General features: G+C 51.3%; 21 protein-coding genes, 1 tRNA gene and 1 pseudogene. 7 read left to right on the forward strand and 16 right to left on the reverse strand.

Annotated elements, in window-relative coordinates:
- Positions 1-2 precede the first annotated feature (2 nt).
- Positions 3-1,628 carry an alpha-amylase family protein gene (locus tag ACQG03_RS17260; protein ID WP_063163558.1) on the forward strand — a complete coding sequence of 542 codons (1,626 nt, stop codon included), beginning with the start codon at positions 3-5 and terminating at the stop codon, positions 1,626-1,628.
- On the opposite strand, the gene ACQG03_RS17265 is transcribed toward ACQG03_RS17260, so the two are convergent.
- From ACQG03_RS17265 to ACQG03_RS17280, 4 genes are read right to left on the reverse strand one after another with little or no spacing between them, the layout of a single operon-like run.
- Positions 1,629-2,615 (reverse strand): SDR family oxidoreductase, encoded by a 987-nt coding sequence (locus ACQG03_RS17265; RefSeq protein WP_063163559.1) that lies wholly within the window; start codon positions 2,613-2,615, stop codon positions 1,629-1,631.
- 16 nt (positions 2,616-2,631) lie between these two features.
- Positions 2,632-3,150 (reverse strand): 2-oxo-tetronate isomerase, encoded by a 519-nt coding sequence (locus ACQG03_RS17270; RefSeq protein WP_022649268.1) that lies wholly within the window; start codon positions 3,148-3,150, stop codon positions 2,632-2,634.
- Positions 3,151-3,165: 15 nt separating this feature from the next.
- The gene (locus tag ACQG03_RS17275) at positions 3,166-3,612 is read right to left on the reverse strand and encodes a DUF421 domain-containing protein (RefSeq protein WP_063163560.1); all 447 of its coding nucleotides are present in this window, start codon (positions 3,610-3,612) and stop codon (positions 3,166-3,168) included.
- Between the two features lie 9 nt (positions 3,613-3,621).
- Positions 3,622-4,125 carry a hypothetical protein gene (locus tag ACQG03_RS17280; protein ID WP_023298530.1) on the reverse strand — a complete coding sequence of 168 codons (504 nt, stop codon included), beginning with the start codon at positions 4,123-4,125 and terminating at the stop codon, positions 3,622-3,624.
- Positions 4,126-4,264: 139 nt separating this feature from the next.
- Here ACQG03_RS17280 and ACQG03_RS17285 point away from each other — a divergent pair, with 139 nt between their 5' ends.
- Positions 4,265-4,654, forward strand: a complete 390-nt coding sequence (locus tag ACQG03_RS17285; RefSeq protein ID WP_022649271.1) for a YdeI family stress tolerance OB fold protein — start codon at positions 4,265-4,267, stop codon at positions 4,652-4,654.
- A gap of 61 nt (positions 4,655-4,715) precedes the next feature.
- Positions 4,716-5,600 (forward strand): SDR family oxidoreductase, encoded by an 885-nt coding sequence (locus tag ACQG03_RS17290; protein ID WP_022649272.1) that lies wholly within the window; start codon positions 4,716-4,718, stop codon positions 5,598-5,600.
- A 102-nt stretch (positions 5,601-5,702) separates the two neighbouring features.
- Here the strand turns inward: ACQG03_RS17290 and ACQG03_RS17295 are convergent, their stop codons facing one another.
- Positions 5,703-7,685, reverse strand: coding sequence for an alkyl/aryl-sulfatase (locus ACQG03_RS17295; RefSeq protein ID WP_048965627.1), 1,983 nt, complete (start codon positions 7,683-7,685; stop codon positions 5,703-5,705).
- Positions 7,686-7,856: 171 nt separating this feature from the next.
- Here ACQG03_RS17295 and ACQG03_RS17300 point away from each other — a divergent pair, with 171 nt between their 5' ends.
- Positions 7,857-8,255: a hypothetical protein gene (locus ACQG03_RS17300; protein WP_022649275.1), complete on the forward strand. Its 399-nt coding sequence runs from the start codon at positions 7,857-7,859 to the stop codon at positions 8,253-8,255.
- A 58-nt stretch (positions 8,256-8,313) separates the two neighbouring features.
- Here the strand turns inward: ACQG03_RS17300 and ACQG03_RS17305 are convergent, their stop codons facing one another.
- The 3 genes from ACQG03_RS17305 to ACQG03_RS17315 form a co-directional block, all read right to left on the reverse strand.
- Positions 8,314-8,925, reverse strand: a complete 612-nt coding sequence (locus ACQG03_RS17305; RefSeq protein WP_022649276.1) for an outer membrane beta-barrel protein — start codon at positions 8,923-8,925, stop codon at positions 8,314-8,316.
- 100 nt (positions 8,926-9,025) lie between these two features.
- A complete protein-coding gene (locus ACQG03_RS17310) occupies positions 9,026-9,655 on the reverse strand; it encodes a winged helix-turn-helix transcriptional regulator (protein ID WP_022649277.1) in 630 nt (209 codons plus the stop codon).
- A gap of 63 nt (positions 9,656-9,718) precedes the next feature.
- Positions 9,719-10,894 (reverse strand): OmpP1/FadL family transporter, encoded by a 1,176-nt coding sequence (locus ACQG03_RS17315; protein ID WP_063163561.1) that lies wholly within the window; start codon positions 10,892-10,894, stop codon positions 9,719-9,721.
- A gap of 542 nt (positions 10,895-11,436) precedes the next feature.
- Between ACQG03_RS17315 and ACQG03_RS17320 the strand changes: the two genes are divergently transcribed.
- Positions 11,437-12,081, forward strand: coding sequence for a LysE family translocator (locus tag ACQG03_RS17320; RefSeq protein WP_023298536.1), 645 nt, complete (start codon positions 11,437-11,439; stop codon positions 12,079-12,081).
- A 21-nt stretch (positions 12,082-12,102) separates the two neighbouring features.
- Here the strand turns inward: ACQG03_RS17320 and ACQG03_RS17325 are convergent, their stop codons facing one another.
- The 4 genes and pseudogenes from ACQG03_RS17325 to ACQG03_RS17340 form a co-directional block, all read right to left on the reverse strand.
- Positions 12,103-12,459 carry a putative T6SS immunity periplasmic lipoprotein gene (locus ACQG03_RS17325; protein WP_058676773.1) on the reverse strand — a complete coding sequence of 119 codons (357 nt, stop codon included), beginning with the start codon at positions 12,457-12,459 and terminating at the stop codon, positions 12,103-12,105.
- Positions 12,398-12,628, reverse strand: a pseudogene (locus ACQG03_RS17330) (hypothetical protein); the annotation flags it as partial. The pseudogene ACQG03_RS17330 and the gene ACQG03_RS17325, both read right to left, overlap by 62 nt.
- A gap of 169 nt (positions 12,629-12,797) precedes the next feature.
- Complete coding sequence (locus ACQG03_RS17335; protein ID WP_058676774.1) at positions 12,798-13,112, reverse strand: hypothetical protein; 315 nt, start codon at positions 13,110-13,112, stop codon at positions 12,798-12,800.
- Between the two features lie 518 nt (positions 13,113-13,630).
- A complete protein-coding gene (locus tag ACQG03_RS17340; RefSeq protein ID WP_226863006.1) occupies positions 13,631-14,047 on the reverse strand; it encodes a recombinase family protein in 417 nt (138 codons plus the stop codon).
- A gap of 240 nt (positions 14,048-14,287) precedes the next feature.
- On the opposite strand from ACQG03_RS17340, the gene ACQG03_RS17345 reads away from it, so the two are divergent.
- A complete protein-coding gene (locus ACQG03_RS17345) occupies positions 14,288-15,094 on the forward strand; it encodes a DUF4225 domain-containing protein (RefSeq protein WP_023306876.1) in 807 nt (268 codons plus the stop codon).
- Here the strand turns inward: ACQG03_RS17345 and ACQG03_RS17350 are convergent.
- The 3 genes from ACQG03_RS17350 to actS form a co-directional block, all read right to left on the reverse strand.
- Complete coding sequence (locus ACQG03_RS17350; RefSeq protein ID WP_015673660.1) at positions 15,091-15,405, reverse strand: hypothetical protein; 315 nt, start codon at positions 15,403-15,405, stop codon at positions 15,091-15,093. The two genes, ACQG03_RS17345 and ACQG03_RS17350, sit on opposite strands and share 4 nt — an antisense overlap.
- A gap of 596 nt (positions 15,406-16,001) precedes the next feature.
- Positions 16,002-16,075 (reverse strand) — tRNA-Gly (locus ACQG03_RS17355).
- An 80-nt stretch (positions 16,076-16,155) separates the two neighbouring features.
- Positions 16,156-16,896: an amidase activator ActS gene (gene actS, locus ACQG03_RS17360; protein WP_063150149.1), complete on the reverse strand. Its 741-nt coding sequence runs from the start codon at positions 16,894-16,896 to the stop codon at positions 16,156-16,158.
- A 163-nt stretch (positions 16,897-17,059) separates the two neighbouring features.
- Between actS and idi the strand changes: the two genes are divergently transcribed.
- Positions 17,060-17,602 (forward strand): isopentenyl-diphosphate Delta-isomerase, encoded by a 543-nt coding sequence (gene idi, locus ACQG03_RS17365; RefSeq protein ID WP_022649301.1) that lies wholly within the window; start codon positions 17,060-17,062, stop codon positions 17,600-17,602.
- Between the two features lie 48 nt (positions 17,603-17,650).
- Here the strand turns inward: idi and lysS are convergent, their stop codons facing one another.
- Positions 17,651-19,168 (reverse strand): lysine--tRNA ligase, encoded by a 1,518-nt coding sequence (lysS, locus tag ACQG03_RS17370; protein WP_063163562.1) that lies wholly within the window; start codon positions 19,166-19,168, stop codon positions 17,651-17,653.

Below are 19,168 nucleotides of genomic sequence, written 5' to 3' on the forward strand. Positions count from 1 at the left end.
CTATGGCAGGCTGGCATACACGCGCCATTATTTACCAGATTGATACCGCCCTGTTTTACGATCTTAACGGCGATGGCTGTGGCGACATCGCCGGGATCGCCGCGAAGCTGCGCTACATCCGCCGGATGGGCGCGACGGTTATCTGGATCACCCCGTTTTACCTCACCCCTTTTCTCGATGAAGGCTATGACGTAAGCGACCATTTGCAGGTCGATCCCCGCTTCGGCAAGCTCAACGATATCATCGCCTTTATTGAACAGGCGCGGGAGCTGGGGATGAAGGTCATTATTGAGCTGCTGATCCAGCACACCTCGGATGCGCATCCCTGGTTTCAGCAGGCCCGCCGCAACCCGCAGTCACCCTACCGTGACTATTATCTCTGGTCTGACACGGACGAGGACGATACGCCACCGATGTTCCCCGGCGTGGAAAAGAGCGTCTGGACATGGGACGACGAAGCGGGGCAATACTACCGGCATATGTTTTATCACCACGAGCCGGATCTCAATCTGGCCTCCCCGGCGGTGCTGAAGGAGGTTGAGAACATCATCATCTTCTGGCTAAAGCTCGGGGTGTCGGGCTTTCGCCTGGATGCAGCGTCGCACCTGACAAAACAGGCCGGGCGTGGAGATGAAAAACGTGGCCTGTGGATCCTGGAGCATCTGCGCCGTCTTATCGAACAGCGTAATCCGGACGCGATCCTGCTCGGCGAAGTCGACGTGGAGGTCGACGCCTACAAAGATTATTTTGGTCAGAATGACCGGCTCAACCTGGTGCTGAATTTCTGGCTCAATAAGTACTTTTACGTCAGCCTTGCAGATAAGAACGCACGACCGCTGCGCAACGCGGTGAAAAAGATGATTGTGCCACCGGACTCCTGCTGCTTCGCCAACTGGCTGCGCAATCATGATGAGCTGGATCTGGAAGGGATAGGCAAAAAAGCGAAGCAGACCGTCATTGATGCCTTCGCCCCTGATGAAGAGATGAGCGTGTATCAGCGAGGGATCCGCCGCCGTCTGGCGCCGATGCTTAAGGGCGATCGAAAGCGGCTGGCCTTTTGCCATGCGGTCTTGTTTTCGCTGCCGGGCGTACCGGTCATGCGCTACGGGGATGAAATTGGAATGGGCGATGATTTAGATCTGGAGGAGCGTTACGCCGTACGCACCCCGATGCAGTGGGCCGGATCGCAGGGCGGCGGTTTCTCAGATGCCGACCCGGAAACCTTTATCGCCCCAATGATTGACCATGGTCCGTACCGCTATCAAAAAATCAACGTGGCGGATTCGCTGTTGCACCGCAACTCCCTCCTGCACTGCATTATCGATATCGCCAATACGCGCTCGGAGTTTCCTGAGATCGGCGTCGCGCCGTTTCGTCTTATTACTATCGACAACGATGCGGTACTGGGGATCTATTACGAAACCGACACGCGCAGCATTCTGACCTTCGTTAACTTCAGCGATAAGCCCGTTAATTTTACCGCCAGAGGGATCCGGCATGCGACCTGGACCGCATGCCTGGCGGACAAACGCTACGACGACGCGCTGGTATGCGGCAAAACCGTCGCGCTTAACCTCAGCGGCTATGGCTACCGCTGGTTCTGGACCGATCGTACCGCACTGCGCTGATTATCGTTTCCGCGAGAGCATCAGACGCGCCACGATCGCGCCCGTGACGGCGAGGGAGCCGAGCAGCACTTTCCCCGGCATGCCGGAGGTAACGCTGGTGGCGCGCTCTTTTGCTTCGTCGGTGAAGTGCCCGTGGATTTTATGCAGATCGTTAACCGGCTGATCCAGATAGTCCTGACGGTCATCCGCATTTAGCGTATCGGTCATCTGCCCTTTCCAGGCCTTTTTAACCATCAGCCGGTCCAGAAAACCGGGGAAAAGAAACTGCCCGACAATCGACTGGACGGTGCTGCTGCCCACCCATAGCTCCCGCACCGGTTTCTGCGCCACCTTAAAAATAGCGCTGGCGGCCACTTCCGGCTGAAAAACGGGGGGGACCGGGCGCATCGCCCAGGCAAATTTATTCCTCGCCCACTCGAACTGCGGCGTATTGAGGCCCGGCATCTGTACCATTGCGATCTGCACCCGGCTGTTTTCATGCATCAGCTCGGTGCGTACGGCATCGGTAAATCCGCGGATCGCGGCCTTCGCGCCACAGTAGGCTGACTGCAAGGGAATGGAACGGTAGGCCAGCGCGGAGCCAACCTGAATAATCGTTCCGCGATCGCGAGGGGTCATTAACTCCAGCGCGGCGCGGGTGCCGTTAACATAGCCCAGATAGGTCACCTCGGTGACGCGGCGAAACTCCTCCGGGGACATGGTGCGAAACGGCGCCAGCATCCCGCCCATGGCGTTATTCACCCACACATCGATGGCTCCAAGCCGGTATTCAATTTCGTTAGCAGCATCGGTCACCGCCTTGCTGTCCGCCACGTCGGCCTGAACGGCACACGCGTTGATCCCGAAACGGCGCAACTCCTCTTCTGTGGAGCGCAGGCTCTGCTCATCGCGGGCAATAATGCCTACATCGTAGCCCGCTTTAGCAAAGTGCAGCGCCGTGGCTTTCCCCACGCCCGCCGTACCGCCGGTAATAACGATAACAGCCATAGCCTTTCCCCTTGTCTCAGACGTTATCCCATCCGGAGAGTATTTCGATCAGTTCAGACAGCGAATAACGCACCGCTTTTTCCACCACATCCTGACATTCACCGGAAAACAGCACGGTGCGGGTTTCCGTCTGTCCGCGAATATTCCAGCCGAAGCAGACCGTACCGGCTGCCGTGCCATCGTCTCCGCCTTCCGGTCCCGCATAGCCGCTGATGGCAACACCAATATCCGCCTCGGCAATATCGCGAATTTTAGCGGCCATCTCAGTAACCGTTTGTTCACTGACAGCGGTGAAGCGCTCAATCGTTTCGTGCCGCACGCCGAGGATCCTCTCCTTCGCCGCATCGCTGAACACCACCATGCCAACGTCATAAAATTCCGCCGTGTTCTCTTCAGCGCAAAGCGCAACCGCGAGATTACCGCCGGTGCAGGACTCCGCCGTGGTTAGACGCAGTCCTCTTTCTGTGAGCGTCGTGGCAAGCTTTTTCGTCAGCTCGCTGATGGTCGTATTATTATCGTGAATAAGGTTGCTCATGGATGTGCCCCTTAGTTAATTTTCTTCAGGAATAATTGAAATATGGCCGTTACGCTCAAGGATCGCGTACTTAATATCCTTTAATTCCGTTATGCCGTGGTTCTGGCGTGCTGAAATCAATATATCATCGCAGGATACATCGACTTTTTTCAGTTTATCCGCAATGGGAATACCATTCTCTACCAATATCACCGGGGTGCCATCAAGAACATTCTCAACAGAATAAGAATATTTTTTAATCAGGCCAAAAATAATATCCACCACCACCAGCGTTGTTATTGTAATCATCGCACCGGTGACGGAAAAATCTTCGCCCAGTAGCGCCTGCTGTGTCGCCTCACTGATAATTAAGAGCAAAATAAGGTCAAAGCTGGTCATTTGCAGCAGGGCGCGCCGTCCGGCGACTTTAAACACGATCACCAGAAACAGGTATATTGCCAGGGCACGAAAAACCATGTCCATATTCGACTCCTAGGGGTAAATAAACTGCCAGAAGCGGATATCTGGCCCGTTGTTTACGCGGATGCTGTTTGTCCATTTCCCTGCTTTTGTCGGCGTGATGAACAGCAGGACGGTGAACTTATCGCTCTGTTTCAGATTGTCGTAAACGAGAAACAAGGTGTTCCCCCGGCTATACATGCTGTCCGGCTGCGGCCAGACGCTGCCCGGCTCATATACGTCGCTGCTTTCGCTGGTCAGGCTGAGAATATATTTACCCTCAGACGTCACCGGAAACGTCAGCGTCATCCGCGATTCGGTCTGGCGGCGGCCGAAGCGCTCATAGCTCAGGTTCAGGGATTTTGCTTCGTTTGTTTTCTCCACGTCGCTAACCGCACCGCTGGAAAACAGGCCGGCTAATGCGGCCACGATAATACCTAACAGTACAATAAAACCCACCTGACGAAATGCATACTCAAACGTCAGTAAACGATAACTCTCTTTTATCCCAGGCACTTTTTCATTTTTTGGTTCCATGGCTTTTGTCACCGTTTCGCTTAATTGCCGAAATTTTTGATTTTTCTACGCAAATGCTTTTAAGACTTATCACATTTGCCACATAAAGGAATAGCAACAATACTTAATAAGTCAAGACATCCAAAATGAAGGATATCAGATGAAATTATCAGTGATTTCAGCCTTGTTAATATTAATTATCCCTTCCGCATGGGCAGATAATAACGGCGGGTTACAAAAGGGTGAAGCGCCGCCACCGCCGCATGCCCTGGACAGTGGTTATCGTGGTACCGATGATGCGCGCATTATGACCATTACTCAGGCAAAAGAGATGCATGATGGCGCCTCTATTTCATTGCGCGGCAATCTTATTGATGGCAATGGCGATAAATACGTATTCCAGGATAAAACCGGGAAAATCGACGTTATTATCCCGAAAGCCGTATTTGACGACAGAACCGTGGAACCTGACAACATGATCAGTATTAGCGGCTCGCTCGATAAAAAATCATCCCCACCCGTAGTGCGGGTCAGCCACTTGCAAAAATAATTCAGCGAAGCGTTAACGCTGTAACTATCCATCAAATCTCACCCCTAACAAGGAGTTAGCTATGAGTGATAATGAACAACGTACGAACGCTTACCCAACGCCACCTTTCCCGGAGCAGCCCCAGACGCCACCGGGCCTGGCCTCTGAAATGGACCCTGTTCCCGATCACGGCGAGACAAGCTACAAAGGGCATGGCCGGCTTACTGGTAAGAAGGCGCTAATTACCGGGGGCGATTCCGGCATCGGACGCGCAGTAGCCATTGCCTATGCCCGCGAAGGGGCAGATGTCGCCATTAACTATTTGCCGGAAGAGGAAGAAGACGCTGCGGAAGTGATCGCCCTGATTAAAGCGGAAGGACGGAATGCCGTCGCGCTACCGGGTGATGTGCGGGACGAAACTTTTTGTCAGAACCTGGTGGAACAGGCCGTCGGAAAACTGGGCGGGCTGGACATCCTGGTGAATAACGCAGGCCGCCAGCAGTACCGTGAGACGCTGGAAGAACTGACCACGGAAGATTTTGACGCGACCTTTAAAACCAACGTCTATGCGCCTTTCTGGATCACAAAGGCGGCGTTGCGCCACATGAAAGCTCCCGCTTCCATCATTAACACCTCATCTGTACAGGCGGTAAAACCGAGCGCCGTACTGCTTGACTATGCGCAGACCAAAGCCTGTCTCGCGGTGTTTACCAAAGCGCTGGCGAAACAGCTGGGTCCGAAAGGGATCCGCGTGAACGCGGTAGCGCCCGGACCTTACTGGACCGTGCTCCAGCCCAGCGGTGGGCAGCCACAGGAAAAAGTGAAACATTTTGGCGAGAGTACCCCTCTGGGACGCCCGGGACAGCCCGTGGAGATCGCACCGCTGTATGTCACTCTGGCCTCGGATGAGTGTTCATACACCTCCGGGCAGGTCTGGTGTTCAGACGGCGGGGATGGCGTCATCTAGCGCTCAAGCAGCGCAGAGTGTAGGCCGGGTAAGGCGAAGCCGCCACCCGGCAAATTGTTGCAGGCGAATGCTAAAGGGCTGCGAAAGCAGCCTTTCTTACATTTAAGGGGTGACGACAGGAAACCAGAAACTGAAGCTCTCCATGCAGCGCAGCATTTCGTCTACCTTCGCGGCGTTGCCGACGATCGTCACCTCTCCTGCCTGTTGCGCCTTTTTCAGCGTGGTCTCCTTAAGGATGATTTTGTTCAGCGTTTCGCGGCTGAGCGTAATGGTTGCATCCGGATCTTCTGCCTGGATATTGGCACTGTGGTTTAGCACGCCATTCTCCAGCTCCAGCTTATACCTGCCGCCCTCGCGGCCTAAATCAACGTTAAAAACGCCTCTGGCATTCGCCGCTCTGACGCCGTTAAGGTGAACGCCGAAGTAGTCAAAAATCATCTCAGTCGACATGGCACGGACCGCATCCGGGCTGGCGGTTTTGGGCGTCGGCTTTATCTTCACGCCGTTACGCAACTCTTGCGCACCGGTGAGGTAGGCGTTACGCCACGGCCCTGACTCCGCATGGTATCCCAGCTGTTCAAACGCATCGGCTTCCAGTTCGCGCGCCGCCTTATTATTCGGATCGGCAAAAACGACTTTACTGACCACCTGAGCCACCCAGCGATAATTCCCCCGGGCATAATCGACACGGGCTTTTTCAAGGATTGCGCGGGCTCCGCCCATGTAATCGACATACTTTTTCGCCGCCTCGACCGGAGGCAGTTCATCGAGCGTCGCCGGATTGCCGTCGAACCAGCCAAGATAGTAGACATAGGTGGCTTTGACGTTGTTGCTTACCGAGCCGTAATAGCCACGGCCTGCCCAGGATTTAGCCAGCCCGTAAGGCAGGGCGAAATTAGCGGCTATTTCATCCCTCGTCAGCCCCTTATTCGCCAGTCTGAGCGTCTGGTCGTTGATATAGCGGTAGATATCACGCTGGCTTTTCATCAGCTTCACCACTTTTTTGTTACCCCACGTGGGCCAGTGGTGCTGCGCGATAATGATTTCCGCTTTATCACCCCAACGATCGATGGCGTTATTGATGTACTTTGACCATGCCAGCGGATCGTGTATTTTCGCCCCGCGCAGCGAGTAGGTATTGTGCAGGGTGTGAGTGACGTTCTCTGCTGCTTCGATCAGCTTTTTCTCTTCCACATACCAGAGCATTTCAGACGGTGCTTCCGATTCCGGCGTCAGCATAAAGTCATAGGTGAGACCGTCAATGACCTCTTTCTGCTCCTCTTCGGTAATAGAGTGAGTGGGCGCGATGAGCGTGACCGTTCCGGCTGAGGTGGTAGTCCCCAGACCTGCCCCCACCTGCCCCTTCACACCGGGTTTCAGCAGGTTTCCGTGGATATAGCTGGCACGGCGGCTCATGGCGTTTCCGGCCATGATATTTTCCGATACCGCCTCTTCCATAAAACCGGCTGGCGCATAGACTTTCACTTTGCCGGACATTACCCCGGCTTCATCAATTACGCCACGCACGCCGCCATAATGATCGACGTGGCTATGGGTATAAATAACGGCAACAACCGGACGTTTGCCGCGATGCTTAACGTAAAGATCCATGCCCGCTTTAGCCGTTTCCGCAGACACCAGCGGATCGATAACCGTGATCCCCTCTTTGCCCTCTATGATTGTCATATTCGACAGATCGAGGTTGCGGATCTGGTAGACGCCTTCCGTGACTTCAAACAGACCGCCGATATTATTCAGCTGCGCCTGACGCCACAGGCTCGGGTTGACGGTATCCGGCGCTTTTTGCCCTTCTTTGATAAAAGCGTATTTCTGGGGATTCCAGATAACGGCGCCTTTTTCACCTTTAATCACCGCAGGTGGCAGCGGGGCAATAAAGCCTTTATGCGCATTTCGGAAATCGGTTTTATCAAAGAAGGGCAGTTGACCATAAAGTGCATCATTCATTTGTTTCGTATGGGCAGTGGCTTCCTTCACCTCCTTTTGTGCCAGGACAGGCAATGAGATCAACGAGGCCAATAGCAGACCAGCAACGGCCATCGCACTAACGAGAGTTTTAAATTTCATACATCCTCGAGGCGTCATATTCACGCTGGCGGTACATGGGGGGAAAGGAGGCTATCACCGGGATTTTCTTTTACCTATGGAAATAACGTTTATAAATAAATAAGTTTATTCTTTCGTCGCTGCGGCCTTCAGGGATAATGCTGAGTCCAATTATTTCCCCGGAGTGATTCGATGAAGAGCCTGCCGTTCTTTTTCGCTATATTAAGTCTGAGCACATTAACAGCATGTAGCTCTCCACCACCAGACAACGTTGAAAAGATTAATCATCTGCAAATTCCGCTGGTATTACCGGGGGAAAAACCGCCGCAGGCACAGATATCTCATATCGCGTCTCTTTATCAGGAAAATAAACAGCAGATCGATAACTTAACGCGCAGCGTAAAATCACAGTATCTTCAGGACACTACCGCAAAAGAAATTTTTGTTGCGGACAGCGCTGTTCAACGCGTTTACGCCTCGCTGACCAAACTGGAACAGTTAGATATGGTTAATCAGCAATACCTGAAAGACAATAATGTCACGGGCCTGCAAAATATTCATATTATGCTTGAACCGTTATTCGCCAGCTGACAACAAAAAACCCGGCAACATAGCAGCCGGGTTTTTCTTAATCGCCATATCACATGCATCAGTCGTACTGACCAAAGCGATAGCTAAGCCCTGCGGTGACGGAACTCAGGTCGCTGCTCACACCGATCTGGTTTGCATTACCCACATTGCTTACCCACTGATATTCCAGGCGGCCAGCCCAGTTTTTATTGAAGGCGTATTCAGTACCCACAGCTGCAAGCGGGCGCACACCGGTTTCAAAACGATTGTGACCACTTACATCGGATTCAGCGCGATAGCCCATCGCCCCGGCACGGCCGTAGATATCCCAGTCATTGGTCAAGGCATAGCTGGCCTTCAGGGACATTTGCAGACCCTGCGTCTTCATTTGCGCCCCTGCGCCATGCTGACCCTTGATCTGCATGTTGCCTAAATAATCATAACCGCCTTCTACCGCAAGCCATGGGGTAATCTGGTAACCCGTATAAACACCCCCACCGACATTATCATGGTCAAAATCGAAGTGGTCGGAATTATTGTTATCAAACGCTTTTGAACCCATATTGGTATCAAAATAGTGTGACCAGCCGAATTTCGCTCCGCCATACCAGGTGCCCGCATCAGCGGCGGCGAACGCGGAAGTGGCGGTAAACGCATTAACCATAATCAAAGCGAGAACTGTCTTTTTCATAAATATACCGTTTACTTAATAAAGATAAAACTTAGAAAGCAAACGATATAGAAAATTAACAGCCTCGTTAATTCCATTTCTGTTTAATTTTAAACTTCCCCTAGAATGATTCAGGTAAGTGTCTGACTTCAAGCAAATACCCACCGCGCTTAAAGGAGATATATTCTCCCTGTTTAAGGGCGGATAATACATTGAGTATACTACTGCGAGAAAGCAGCGTACGATCCTGAATATATTCCAGTATCGTGGTACGCAAACGCGTCTCCTCCGGGAGCAAAATCATTTCCTGAAGGTGGTTACGAATAACGGAATAGGTACGCTGCTGGAGTACCTGCGCATCACGGAATATCAAATAGGCCGTATGGTATGAGAGCAGCGCTGCGACATCCTCCCAGACGCCCTCGGCACGGAATAACTCGGCCGCCTTGTCCGCATCGAGACGTAAAATGGTCGACTCCCTTTCCGCACGGAGAAAATGGCCTTGCGTAGGCTGGATCATCTCAGCAATACCAAACAAATGCGGCTCGTAAACGGTCACGACCACCAGTCCATCCGATGTCCGCAGCAGGGACAGCTCCCCTTCCAGAAAGAGGTACATCTGCTGTTTCCCCTTCCGTAACCAGGTGAGTCGCTTACGTGGAACAACGTGCACTTTCTCCGCTATCGGCTCAAGGATAGCGGTCAGTCGTTCTATGGATTTTTCGGGTCGAACAGGCGGTAAAATATGCATGGTACAACCTTCTGACATTCAGTATCTGCCATTATAGACCATATATTTTAAGCGGTTAGCCGATCAAAACTGATAGCTGTAGTTGACGCTGGCAAACCAAAGATAAGGATGGTCGTAACTTCCGGCAAACGCCACCGGCGATTTCACATGCGACGACTGCATATGAAGATACGACACGGCAATACCAATATTGCTGGCCGGGGTGATCTGATACTGGGCTCCCGAACCAAATCGCCACTCATCGCCGGTAGGTAAGGTTAAGGCCACATCGCTCTGGCTTTCATACGGCGAGCTGTCGAACGCCACACCGGCATTCAGTCGCCACTGAGGCGTTGGACGATACTGCACGCCCACCGCACCGTGCCACGTGTCCTTCAGGCGGCTGACGTTGTTCAGCTGCTGGTCCCCGACGACGATTTGCGGCGCGCCGAACTGGCTCCAGTCCTGCCAGCCGAGATCGCCCATAACCGACCACTGCGGGTTAATGTCATGCACAAGGCTGAGCATAATTTGCTGCGGCGCGCTGATTTGTGCTGACACCGGCAGGTCGTAGGTGCCGTTCTGAACACGCGCGTTGCCGTCAATATTGAAGCTGTAGTCCGTTTCGCTGTTCCAGGTAATACCGGCTCGGGTCTGGTCAGTTAGCTGCATCAGCAGCCCAAGCCGATAGCTCATGGCCAGGTCTTCATCGCGTCGCCGGTAGTCATCATCGTTAACGCTGCGAGTCAGCGAGAAGTAACCGTAGTTAACGTTGGCGGACGCGCCAATCGAAAGACGGTCGTTAAGCTTATAGGCCAGCGAGGGGCTGAGCGTCATGGCTACCATGGTACTCTTTTTAATCAGCCTGTCGCCCATCCAGCTGCCGTAATCGATCCCCAGGCCGTAATTACCGTAAAGCCCGACCCCGGCATAAAGATCATCGTTTATCTTCTGACTATAAAAGGCGCTGGCATTCGGGATGGTTTTCATCACATCGCCGGGGCTTTGATGGGCATCGTTATCCAGCTGGTTGTCGATGGAGCCATCCATAACCTGTAACCCACCGGTGACCATATGATCCGGTAAGCGCGTCATGCCAGCCGGGTTGGTCATAATTGTAGAGGCATCCTGCGCACGAGCCGCCTGCCCTGCTCCGGCAAGCGCGGTATCTTCGGTGCCAGCTTCATAAAAATAGAGGGCGCTGGCATGGGCACTGGAGGCAGCTAATAAGCCAGCGCACAGGAGGAGTCGTGTTTTCATCTGCGATCCGGGAAATAAAAAATTTGCCGACAGATATAACAGGGGCGATTGATTACGTAAAAAGAAAGAGGGTTTAATTTTAAATTATGCGCGCGCGTAATTATATTTATGACACTCCAGCGACAGCCGGAACAAAGGCACCGTGATTCTGCATGCACCAGGAGAAGAATTTCTTACAATGCCGTTTGTACTCGTTCGGCTTAAGACAAGCGTTACTCACTACTGGGATCGCTCTTATCCTCTCGCATGGATTCGATAAACTCCCGTTGCTCCGGTGTGAGTTCAAGCTCATCCAGCAGGCGATCTAACTCTTCTTCAGGCGATTCCTTTTGATTCTTTCTCTTCCCGCTAGCCATACTCACCCTTGAGTTATTAGGATTAATCTCAGGGTATCCAGGGTACAGGAAATGTGCAACTTAGCGTGTTATGCCATGAGTGATTCGTTGTTTAGCAAAAGCAGACTAAAAGCATATAAAATCACCCTTTACGCATAAAAATTCAGTGTTAGCATGGAGGTACATAATTTTTTTCTGGAGATGGCTATGCTGGACATAACTCATTTTGGGCTTTTCGCCCTATCTGTATTTCTCCTTTCCGTTACACCTGGGCCTGATATAGCCTACGTGGTAGGTCAAAGCGTGGTTAATGGAAGACGCGCGGGAATTATCTCTGCCGCTGGTGTAGCATTAGGTAGTTGCACACATGCAATTGCAAGCGCTGTGGGATTAACCGCGTTGATAACAGCATCTCCGATGATGTTCACCATCATTAAGTCTCTCGGTGCGGCTTATCTGGTGTATCTCGGTAGTAAGATGATTTGGGGAACGCTGACAAAGCAAACCACGAATCACAACGAAGCTGAACGCGTTAAGGCAAAAGCGACCTTGACGAGTCTACTTACTAAAGGTTTCATAACTACCTTAACCAACCCGAAGGTACTGTTATTCTTCATCTCCTTTTTCCCTCAATTCGTTGCGCCTGGAAGCGAGCACCAGACAGCTTCTTTTCTACTCCTGGGAATGACCTACGCATTGATCGCTTTTATGACTGATTTAACGTTCGCCGTACTTGCAGGTAGTGCAGCCGGAACCGTTTCGCAAAACAGAAGGTTGCAGAAAATACTGGATAGAATTGTTGGTGTAACATTCATTGGATTAGGGCTCAGATTGGCGTTTACACGCCGTTAAGAATATGGGGCGTTCAGCCCCTTATTCTTTGGGATAAGAAAATACAGCAGTGACTAAATGTGACCCTGATTTATCAGATTGGACGTCATACGCGAAGTTATACCGCTCTCCAGGTGTAAACTTAAATCCGTACACAGGAAGACACCCGCCCTTTTGAACATACAAGGGCTTGTCATCAAAAATCTTGTGAAGAGAGTCGCTATTATCACTGTTAATTTGGATAGCAGTGATCCGTTCCTGTGGCTCCAGTGGTGACACGACACAAACTTGATTATCTTTGATTAATGCCGTTGAAGATTCACGATCTACCATTCGATCACCAGGCCCAGAGCATCCCGTTAAGATGAACACAACACCCAGCAACATTTTGTACTTCATGTTTAACGCCCCTGTACATCCCCATGCGCCCAGGCCTTTGATAATAAGACCACTTACTAATCCCATAAACCAGCAGTAACCAGTGATCAGCTAAAATAGAGGCTTGCTGTTCAAGAGAGTAATCAGTGAGCTTTTCTTTATCCAGCCTGTAGGTATATTCAGCAGCCCAGTAGGACTTGCTCGAAAGCTGGAGCCTGGAGATTATTCCGCTGGCTTTCACACGATTACTATCGCAATGTCAGCACAATCAGCACTCCTAAGTTAACAATGAAGATTGTCGGTTATGGCGTTAAAGCAAAAGTGATTTTCGACCTGTTAACAGCAGAAAATGGAACCCGTTAATCCTTTGTATTTTTTCGATAACGCCAGGATTTATAGGAAATTACCGGCGGCTGTGCGAAGGACATAATGGCAACCCCAAAGAACATCGCCAGCCCCCATGCAGCTGCTCTATCAGGTGAGCTGAAGACGAAAAGTAGCAGTAGGGTAAAGGTACACACAGCCACCACTCCCGCCAGGGTAACAAATCGTCTAGCGAGGTCATTTATGGCCTCTCCAGGCGTTCCTCCATATTTATCAATATTGCTTTTTATCTTCTGCAATTCGGGCTGCGTAAACCCTGAACGTAACAAAGCCTCATCAGTCACTTTCATATCGTCTCGTCCCTTATCTCCCAAAAGTGTTTTTCCAATCGCTGATTATGCAAGCAATCATAATGATGAACTTTACAGCAATCCAGCCGAAACTTTTCGGCAGATTCCATCTCCACTTTCTTATTATTTGGGTGATTCAAGGACATTACGACAATGGTTGGTTTCGCTTTGCGAAAGTCAGAAGTACTTTGTATTGATTAACACTTAGTATTGATTCATGTACAAACTTTGCTAAAACCTCCCTACCCTCTGACAGAGGAAAGCCACTTACCTTCCTTTAGTGGTTTATGTCGGAATTTTTGACAACGAAAAACCCTCCATTTCTGGGCCTGTGAGAACCTATCAGCGGGACGCTGTGATATGGGTCTGTCAGTTTACAATTGTGAGGGGGATGACGAGCTGTAGAGTTTCTGGTGGAGCATACGGAGCTATTGGTGGTGGTGCTCGCGCTGGTGTGGATTTCAGGCAATAAAAAACCCCGCCGGAGCGAGGTCAAAGTGGGGATGTTTTAGAATTGTTCAGGCTTCGGCCTTAATGTTCATGACTGTTCTGGTGCTGACGTTGTGGCTTTCTGCGATTGCACGAATGGTTTTACCTGCTGCGAGTTCTGCTTTAATGGCTTCACGATCAATAGAGCGACCTTTGCCCCGTCCGGTGATCCTGCCTGCGGCTTTTGCTGCTTCGTAACCTTCACGCTGGCGCTCCAGCATCGTTTCACGTTCCATCTGTGCGACTGCTGCCAGTACGGTCAGCATCATATTACCTGCTGGAGAGTTCTTCCCGGTCTTAAAATCCTCTTTGTGGAACTGAACAACTACACCCCGTTCTGTTAACCGCTCAACCGTTGCCAGCAAGTCAGCAGTGTTACGGCAAAGGCACAGGAAGACAGCGTTTCGCCTGTTGTAATAAAGCGAGGCAAATTGCAACGCAAGCAAAGTAGTGTAACGCAGTGATATCACTAGGATATTTCATGCAGATCCAGTGAAATTATTAGGCGGCTAATCGATCCACTCAGCGGATCTATAATAGAGCCGGGGATATTTTAAGCAGGAGGATGTAAACTGGGAGGATAAAGAGACGGGACACCTACGGGGGCGGGTTGTGTAAGTATTTCCTGTTGTCTTCGACCTTATTGCACGTCAAATGACCAGACACATTTTGGAAAGGAGTCTTTAATGGATATTGCGTTGCTTAACAGGGGCTGGAACAGAACATGGTCAGATACCATGGTAAATCTGGAAGCCCGGAAACTCGTCGAAACTGCAAATCGGCTATCAGCATTCTATTTGCAAGATGGGATAACACGTATCAAGTTTGTCGAAGAGATAAGGCAGGTCGTAGAGAAAGAATTTGAAACTGCACGACGGGCCAAAACCGATGAAGAATGCATTGCATGCATCAAAAATCTGCGTGCCGAAACAGATAATCTGCAAGAACAAGAACGCCTGTTAAGAACCAGAGCCGCCCAACTTTATGCAAAGGTCGAGTTTGTCAGGGAAAACAATAAAATCGTCGGATACGTGATTTCGGCAATCCATATAGTGGTATCTGGAGCAGCATTATTTGGTGGGATGGTTATGATGTCCACTATGACCCCTGTTGGAGTTCTTGCAGGAGCAGTTTTATTTGTTGATGGTATTAACGGTATAACAAAAGAAGCAAGCCATCTTCGCTATGGTGAACAATCCAAATCGGAAGGAATTTTTGCTGATGGCGCAATGGAGACCGCGCAATTTATGGGGTTTAGCCCAAAAAGTGGATTAGCTCTTTATAATACGGTGACTCTAGGGGCGAGTGTCTATAGTATCTTCGGCTTAGCAAGGAAACCCGGAGCTTGGCGATTATTCCGTTGGCTGCCGCGTGATTACTACCGAAAAGTTGACACAATGAGCAAGCCTAAGCTAACGATGAAAATCGCTGGATATGGTGTCAAAGCGAAAGTCATTTTTGATCTTCTGGCTACTGATAACAGTACTAATTAAGATTTGTTCGCTCTACAGAATCGCCAAGATTTATAAGCAAGTACAGGCGGTTGTATAAAAATTGCAACCGCTGCGCCACAAGAAAGGCCAATAGCACCAGAGAAAACACTCTGCTCAGATGCGAACATCACAAGAAAAATGAATACAGCAAGGCAACCGGATACAACCCACACGGCAAGAATAAATCGCCTAGCCAGGTCCCTGATTGCATTCCCCAACGTTCCACCATAGCTTTCAACGTTGTTCTTTATCTTCTTCAAATCCGATGGTGTAAAGCCAGAACTCAACAAAGCCTCATCAGTAACATCCATATTGTCCTCTCCGCATTTCTTAACTGGCAATGGCACACATAATCATAGTGATGAACTTTACAGTAATCCACATGATGTTTGTGCAATGTATCAGCTTTCAGACAATAGAAGCCATAAAGCCCCGTTAGTGGTAGAAGCAACAAGCGGAGCATAGCGACTGCAACAGGCCAACCTAGTTGGTTTCGCTTTGCGAAAGTCACCAGTGACCAAATCAGATTGTCAGGGGGATCACACCTTATCAGGGTGCTCGTGTACCTTTCGGAGCGTGAGCAAAGCGCTGGCAGAGCCGGATCTGTAGCTACCGGGGCATTACCACTATTCACCTGTTTACGTGGCTCATAGGGCCACACATCGGGCTTAAATGCGTGTGTTCAATCTGTTCGGGAGTTATGCCAGGTATGCGGCTTTTTGTTCGTTGTTGTACTATCGCGGTAAGAACCTGGAACCACCGCCAGCGTGAGGATATGTTCCCTTGTACCACAGACCTATCACGCGACAGGTACGGGTATAGAACAGTGGGTAGTTTTAGTTGTACCTGCTAAAGCAGAGCAACGTAACTAACTGATGAAATATAACTTCTTGATTTATGAGGAGACTGGAGCGGGCGAAGGGAATCGAACCCTCGTATAGAGCTTGGGAAGCTCTCGTTCTACCATTGAACTACGCCCGCTTTGAGGTGCGTAAGGCATTATAGACCTTACGCCTCTTCATACAAGCCTTTACCCCACTAAGTGGCGATTAAATAATCACTTAGCACTTCGGTTTACTGCCCTGCGCCGGAAGATAACGCTGCGGATCGATGGCCGTGGCCTTATAGCGAATCTGGAAATGCAGCTTCACCGTATCCGTCCCGGTACTGCCCATGGTCGCAATCTTCTGCCCCGCCTTCACGTTCTGGCCATTATTCACCAACATCGTGTCGTTATGCGCATATGCCGTAATGTAGTCCTCACCATGCTTAATCATGATCAGGTTACCGTATCCACGAAGCTGGTTACCGACATAGACCACCTTTCCGGCCCCTGAAGCGTAAACCGGCGTGCCGCGTGCGGCAGCGATATCAATACCTTTATTGCCCCCTTCCGAGAGCGAGTACGGCGCAACCACTTTTCCGCTTGCAGGCCAGATCCAGCAGCGCTGACCGACCGGCGGCCAGGATGATTTAGGCACCTGATAGGATGGCGTCACTTTGGCTGTTTTACGCGTTGAGGACTTATTCCCTGAGGAGGAACCGCCGTTAACCTTGAGCTTTTGCCCTATCTCAATGGTATAGGGTGGAGAAATATTATTCAGGCGCGCCAGCTCCTTCACGCTGGTCCCCGTGGCACGTGAGATGCGGTAGAGCGTGTCCCCGCGCTTAACGGTATAGACGGCACCGGAATAACTGCCCATATCCGAAGATTTACTCCCCGAGCATCCTGCTATAAGTAGCGTCAGCGTCAGGCAGAAAACGGCAATGATCGGGTTTCTCGTCAGGCTTCCTGCAAACAAAACAGCTCCTCGGTCAGCGTGAATGGCGCACTATGATAGCAGCCCAAACTGATGCGGGTCATGCCCTTTTCCGCTCTGTGGGCCAAACCGTTTGCTTAAGAATGCAGTATAATAATTCCGCTGATGGTGCTGAACCATTAAGCATTATGGCACTGGAGCATCAATGAGTATTCAAGAACACGTTATTTTGGTAAATGACCAGGGAAAGGTGATTGGCACTCAGGAGAAGTACGCCGCGCACACGTCACACACCCCGCTACACCTGGCCTTCTCTTCATGGCTGTTTAACGCTAACGGAGAATGTCTGATTACCCGGCGCGCCTTAAGTAAAAAAGCCTGGCCCGGTGTGTGGACCAACTCTGTTTGCGGACATCCACAGGCCGACGAAGCGACAGAGCAGGCGATTATCCGCCGCTGCCGCTTTGAAGTCGGGGCCGAAATCACCGACATCACCCCCGTTGCCCCGGCGTTCCGCTACCGTGAAGCCGACCCTTCAGGGATCGTTGAAAACGAAATCTGCCCGGTCTATGCCGCCCGCGTAACGAATACCCTCGCAATCAATAGCGACGAAGTGATGGAGTATCAATGGGTGGAGCTGGACGCGCTCTTCCGCGCGCTGGACGCCACACCGTGGGCATTTAGTCCGTGGATGGTGCAGGAAGCGAACACTGCGCGCGAAAAACTCAGCGCTTTTGCGGCGCAATAAAAAAGCCCCGGCGATAAACGCACGGGGCTTTTTTTACGTCTTAACGGCTTATTTAACCGGACGCATCGCCGGGAACAGGATCACGTCGCGGATGGTGTGGCTGTTGGTGAACAGCATCACCATACGGTCGATACCAATACCCAGGCCAGCCGTCGGCGGCAGGCCGTGTTCCAGCGCGGTTACGTAGTCTTCGTCGAAGAACATCGCTTCATCGTCGCCTGCCGCTTTCGCGTTAACCTGATCCTGGAAACGCTGCGCCTGATCTTCTGCATCGTTCAGCTCGCTAAAGCCGTTACCGATTTCGCGGCCACCGATGAAGAATTCGAAGCGGTCAGTGATTTCCGGGTTCTCGTCATTACGACGCGCCAGCGGAGACACTTCCGCCGGGTATTCGGTGATGAAGGTCGGCTGAATCAGGTGCGCTTCGGCCACTTCTTCGAAGATCTCGGTCACGATACGGCCCAGACCCCAGCTCTTCTCAACCTTAATACCGATGCTTTCAGCGATCGCTTTCGCAGAGTCGAAATTGTCCAGATCCGCCATGTTGGTTTCCGGACGGTATTTCTTGATCGCTTCGCGCATGGTCAGTTTTTCGAACGGCTTGCCGAAGTCGAACACTTCTTCACCGTAAGGGACCTGCGTGGTGCCCAGAATATCCTGCGCCAGGGTACGGAACAGGGATTCGGTCAGCTCAATCAGATCTTTGTAATCCGCATACGCCATATAGAGTTCCATCATGGTGAACTCTGGGTTATGACGTACGGAGATGCCTTCGTTACGGAAGTTACGGTTGATCTCAAACACGCGGTCGAAACCACCGACCACCAGACGCTTCAGGTACAATTCCGGCGCGATACGCAGGTACATGTCCAGGTCCAGGGCGTTGTGATGGGTGATGAACGGACGGGCAGAGGCACCGCCTGGGATCACCTGCATCATCGGGGTTTCTACTTCCATAAAGTCGCGGTTAACCATGAACTGGCGAATACCGGCCATGATCTGGGAGCGAATTTTGAAGGTCTTACGGGATTCATCATTAGAGATGAGATCCAGGTAGCGCTGACGATAGCGCGCTTCCTGATCCTGCAAACCGTGGAACTTGTCCGGCAGCGGGCGCAGGGCTTTGGTCAGCAGACGCAGTTCGGTACAGTGGATAGACAGTTCACCGGTCTTGGTTTTGAACAGTTTACCTTTTGCGCCCAGGATGTCGCCCAGGTCCCACTTCTTGAACTGCTCGTTGTAGATGCCTTCCGGCAGGTCGTCACGAGAGACATACAGCTGAATGCGGCCGCCAACGTCCTGTAAGGTCACGAAGGAGGCTTTACCCATGATACGACGGGTCATCATGCGGCCCGCAACGGCCACTTCAACGTTCAGCGCTTCCAGCTCTTCGTTCTCTTTCGCGTCGAAGTCAGCGTGCAGTTGGTCTGAGGTGTGGTCACGACGAAAATCGTTCGGGAACGGCACGCCCTGCTCGCGCAGCGCTGCCAGCTTCTCGCGGCGGGTTTTCAGTTCGTTGTTAAGATCGACTACCGCGTCAGCGCCCTGTGCTTGTTGTTCAGACAT

This window comes from Enterobacter cloacae complex sp. 342H5 (assembly GCF_050030905.1).
Lineage (GTDB): Bacteria > Pseudomonadota > Gammaproteobacteria > Enterobacterales > Enterobacteriaceae > Enterobacter > Enterobacter intestinihominis.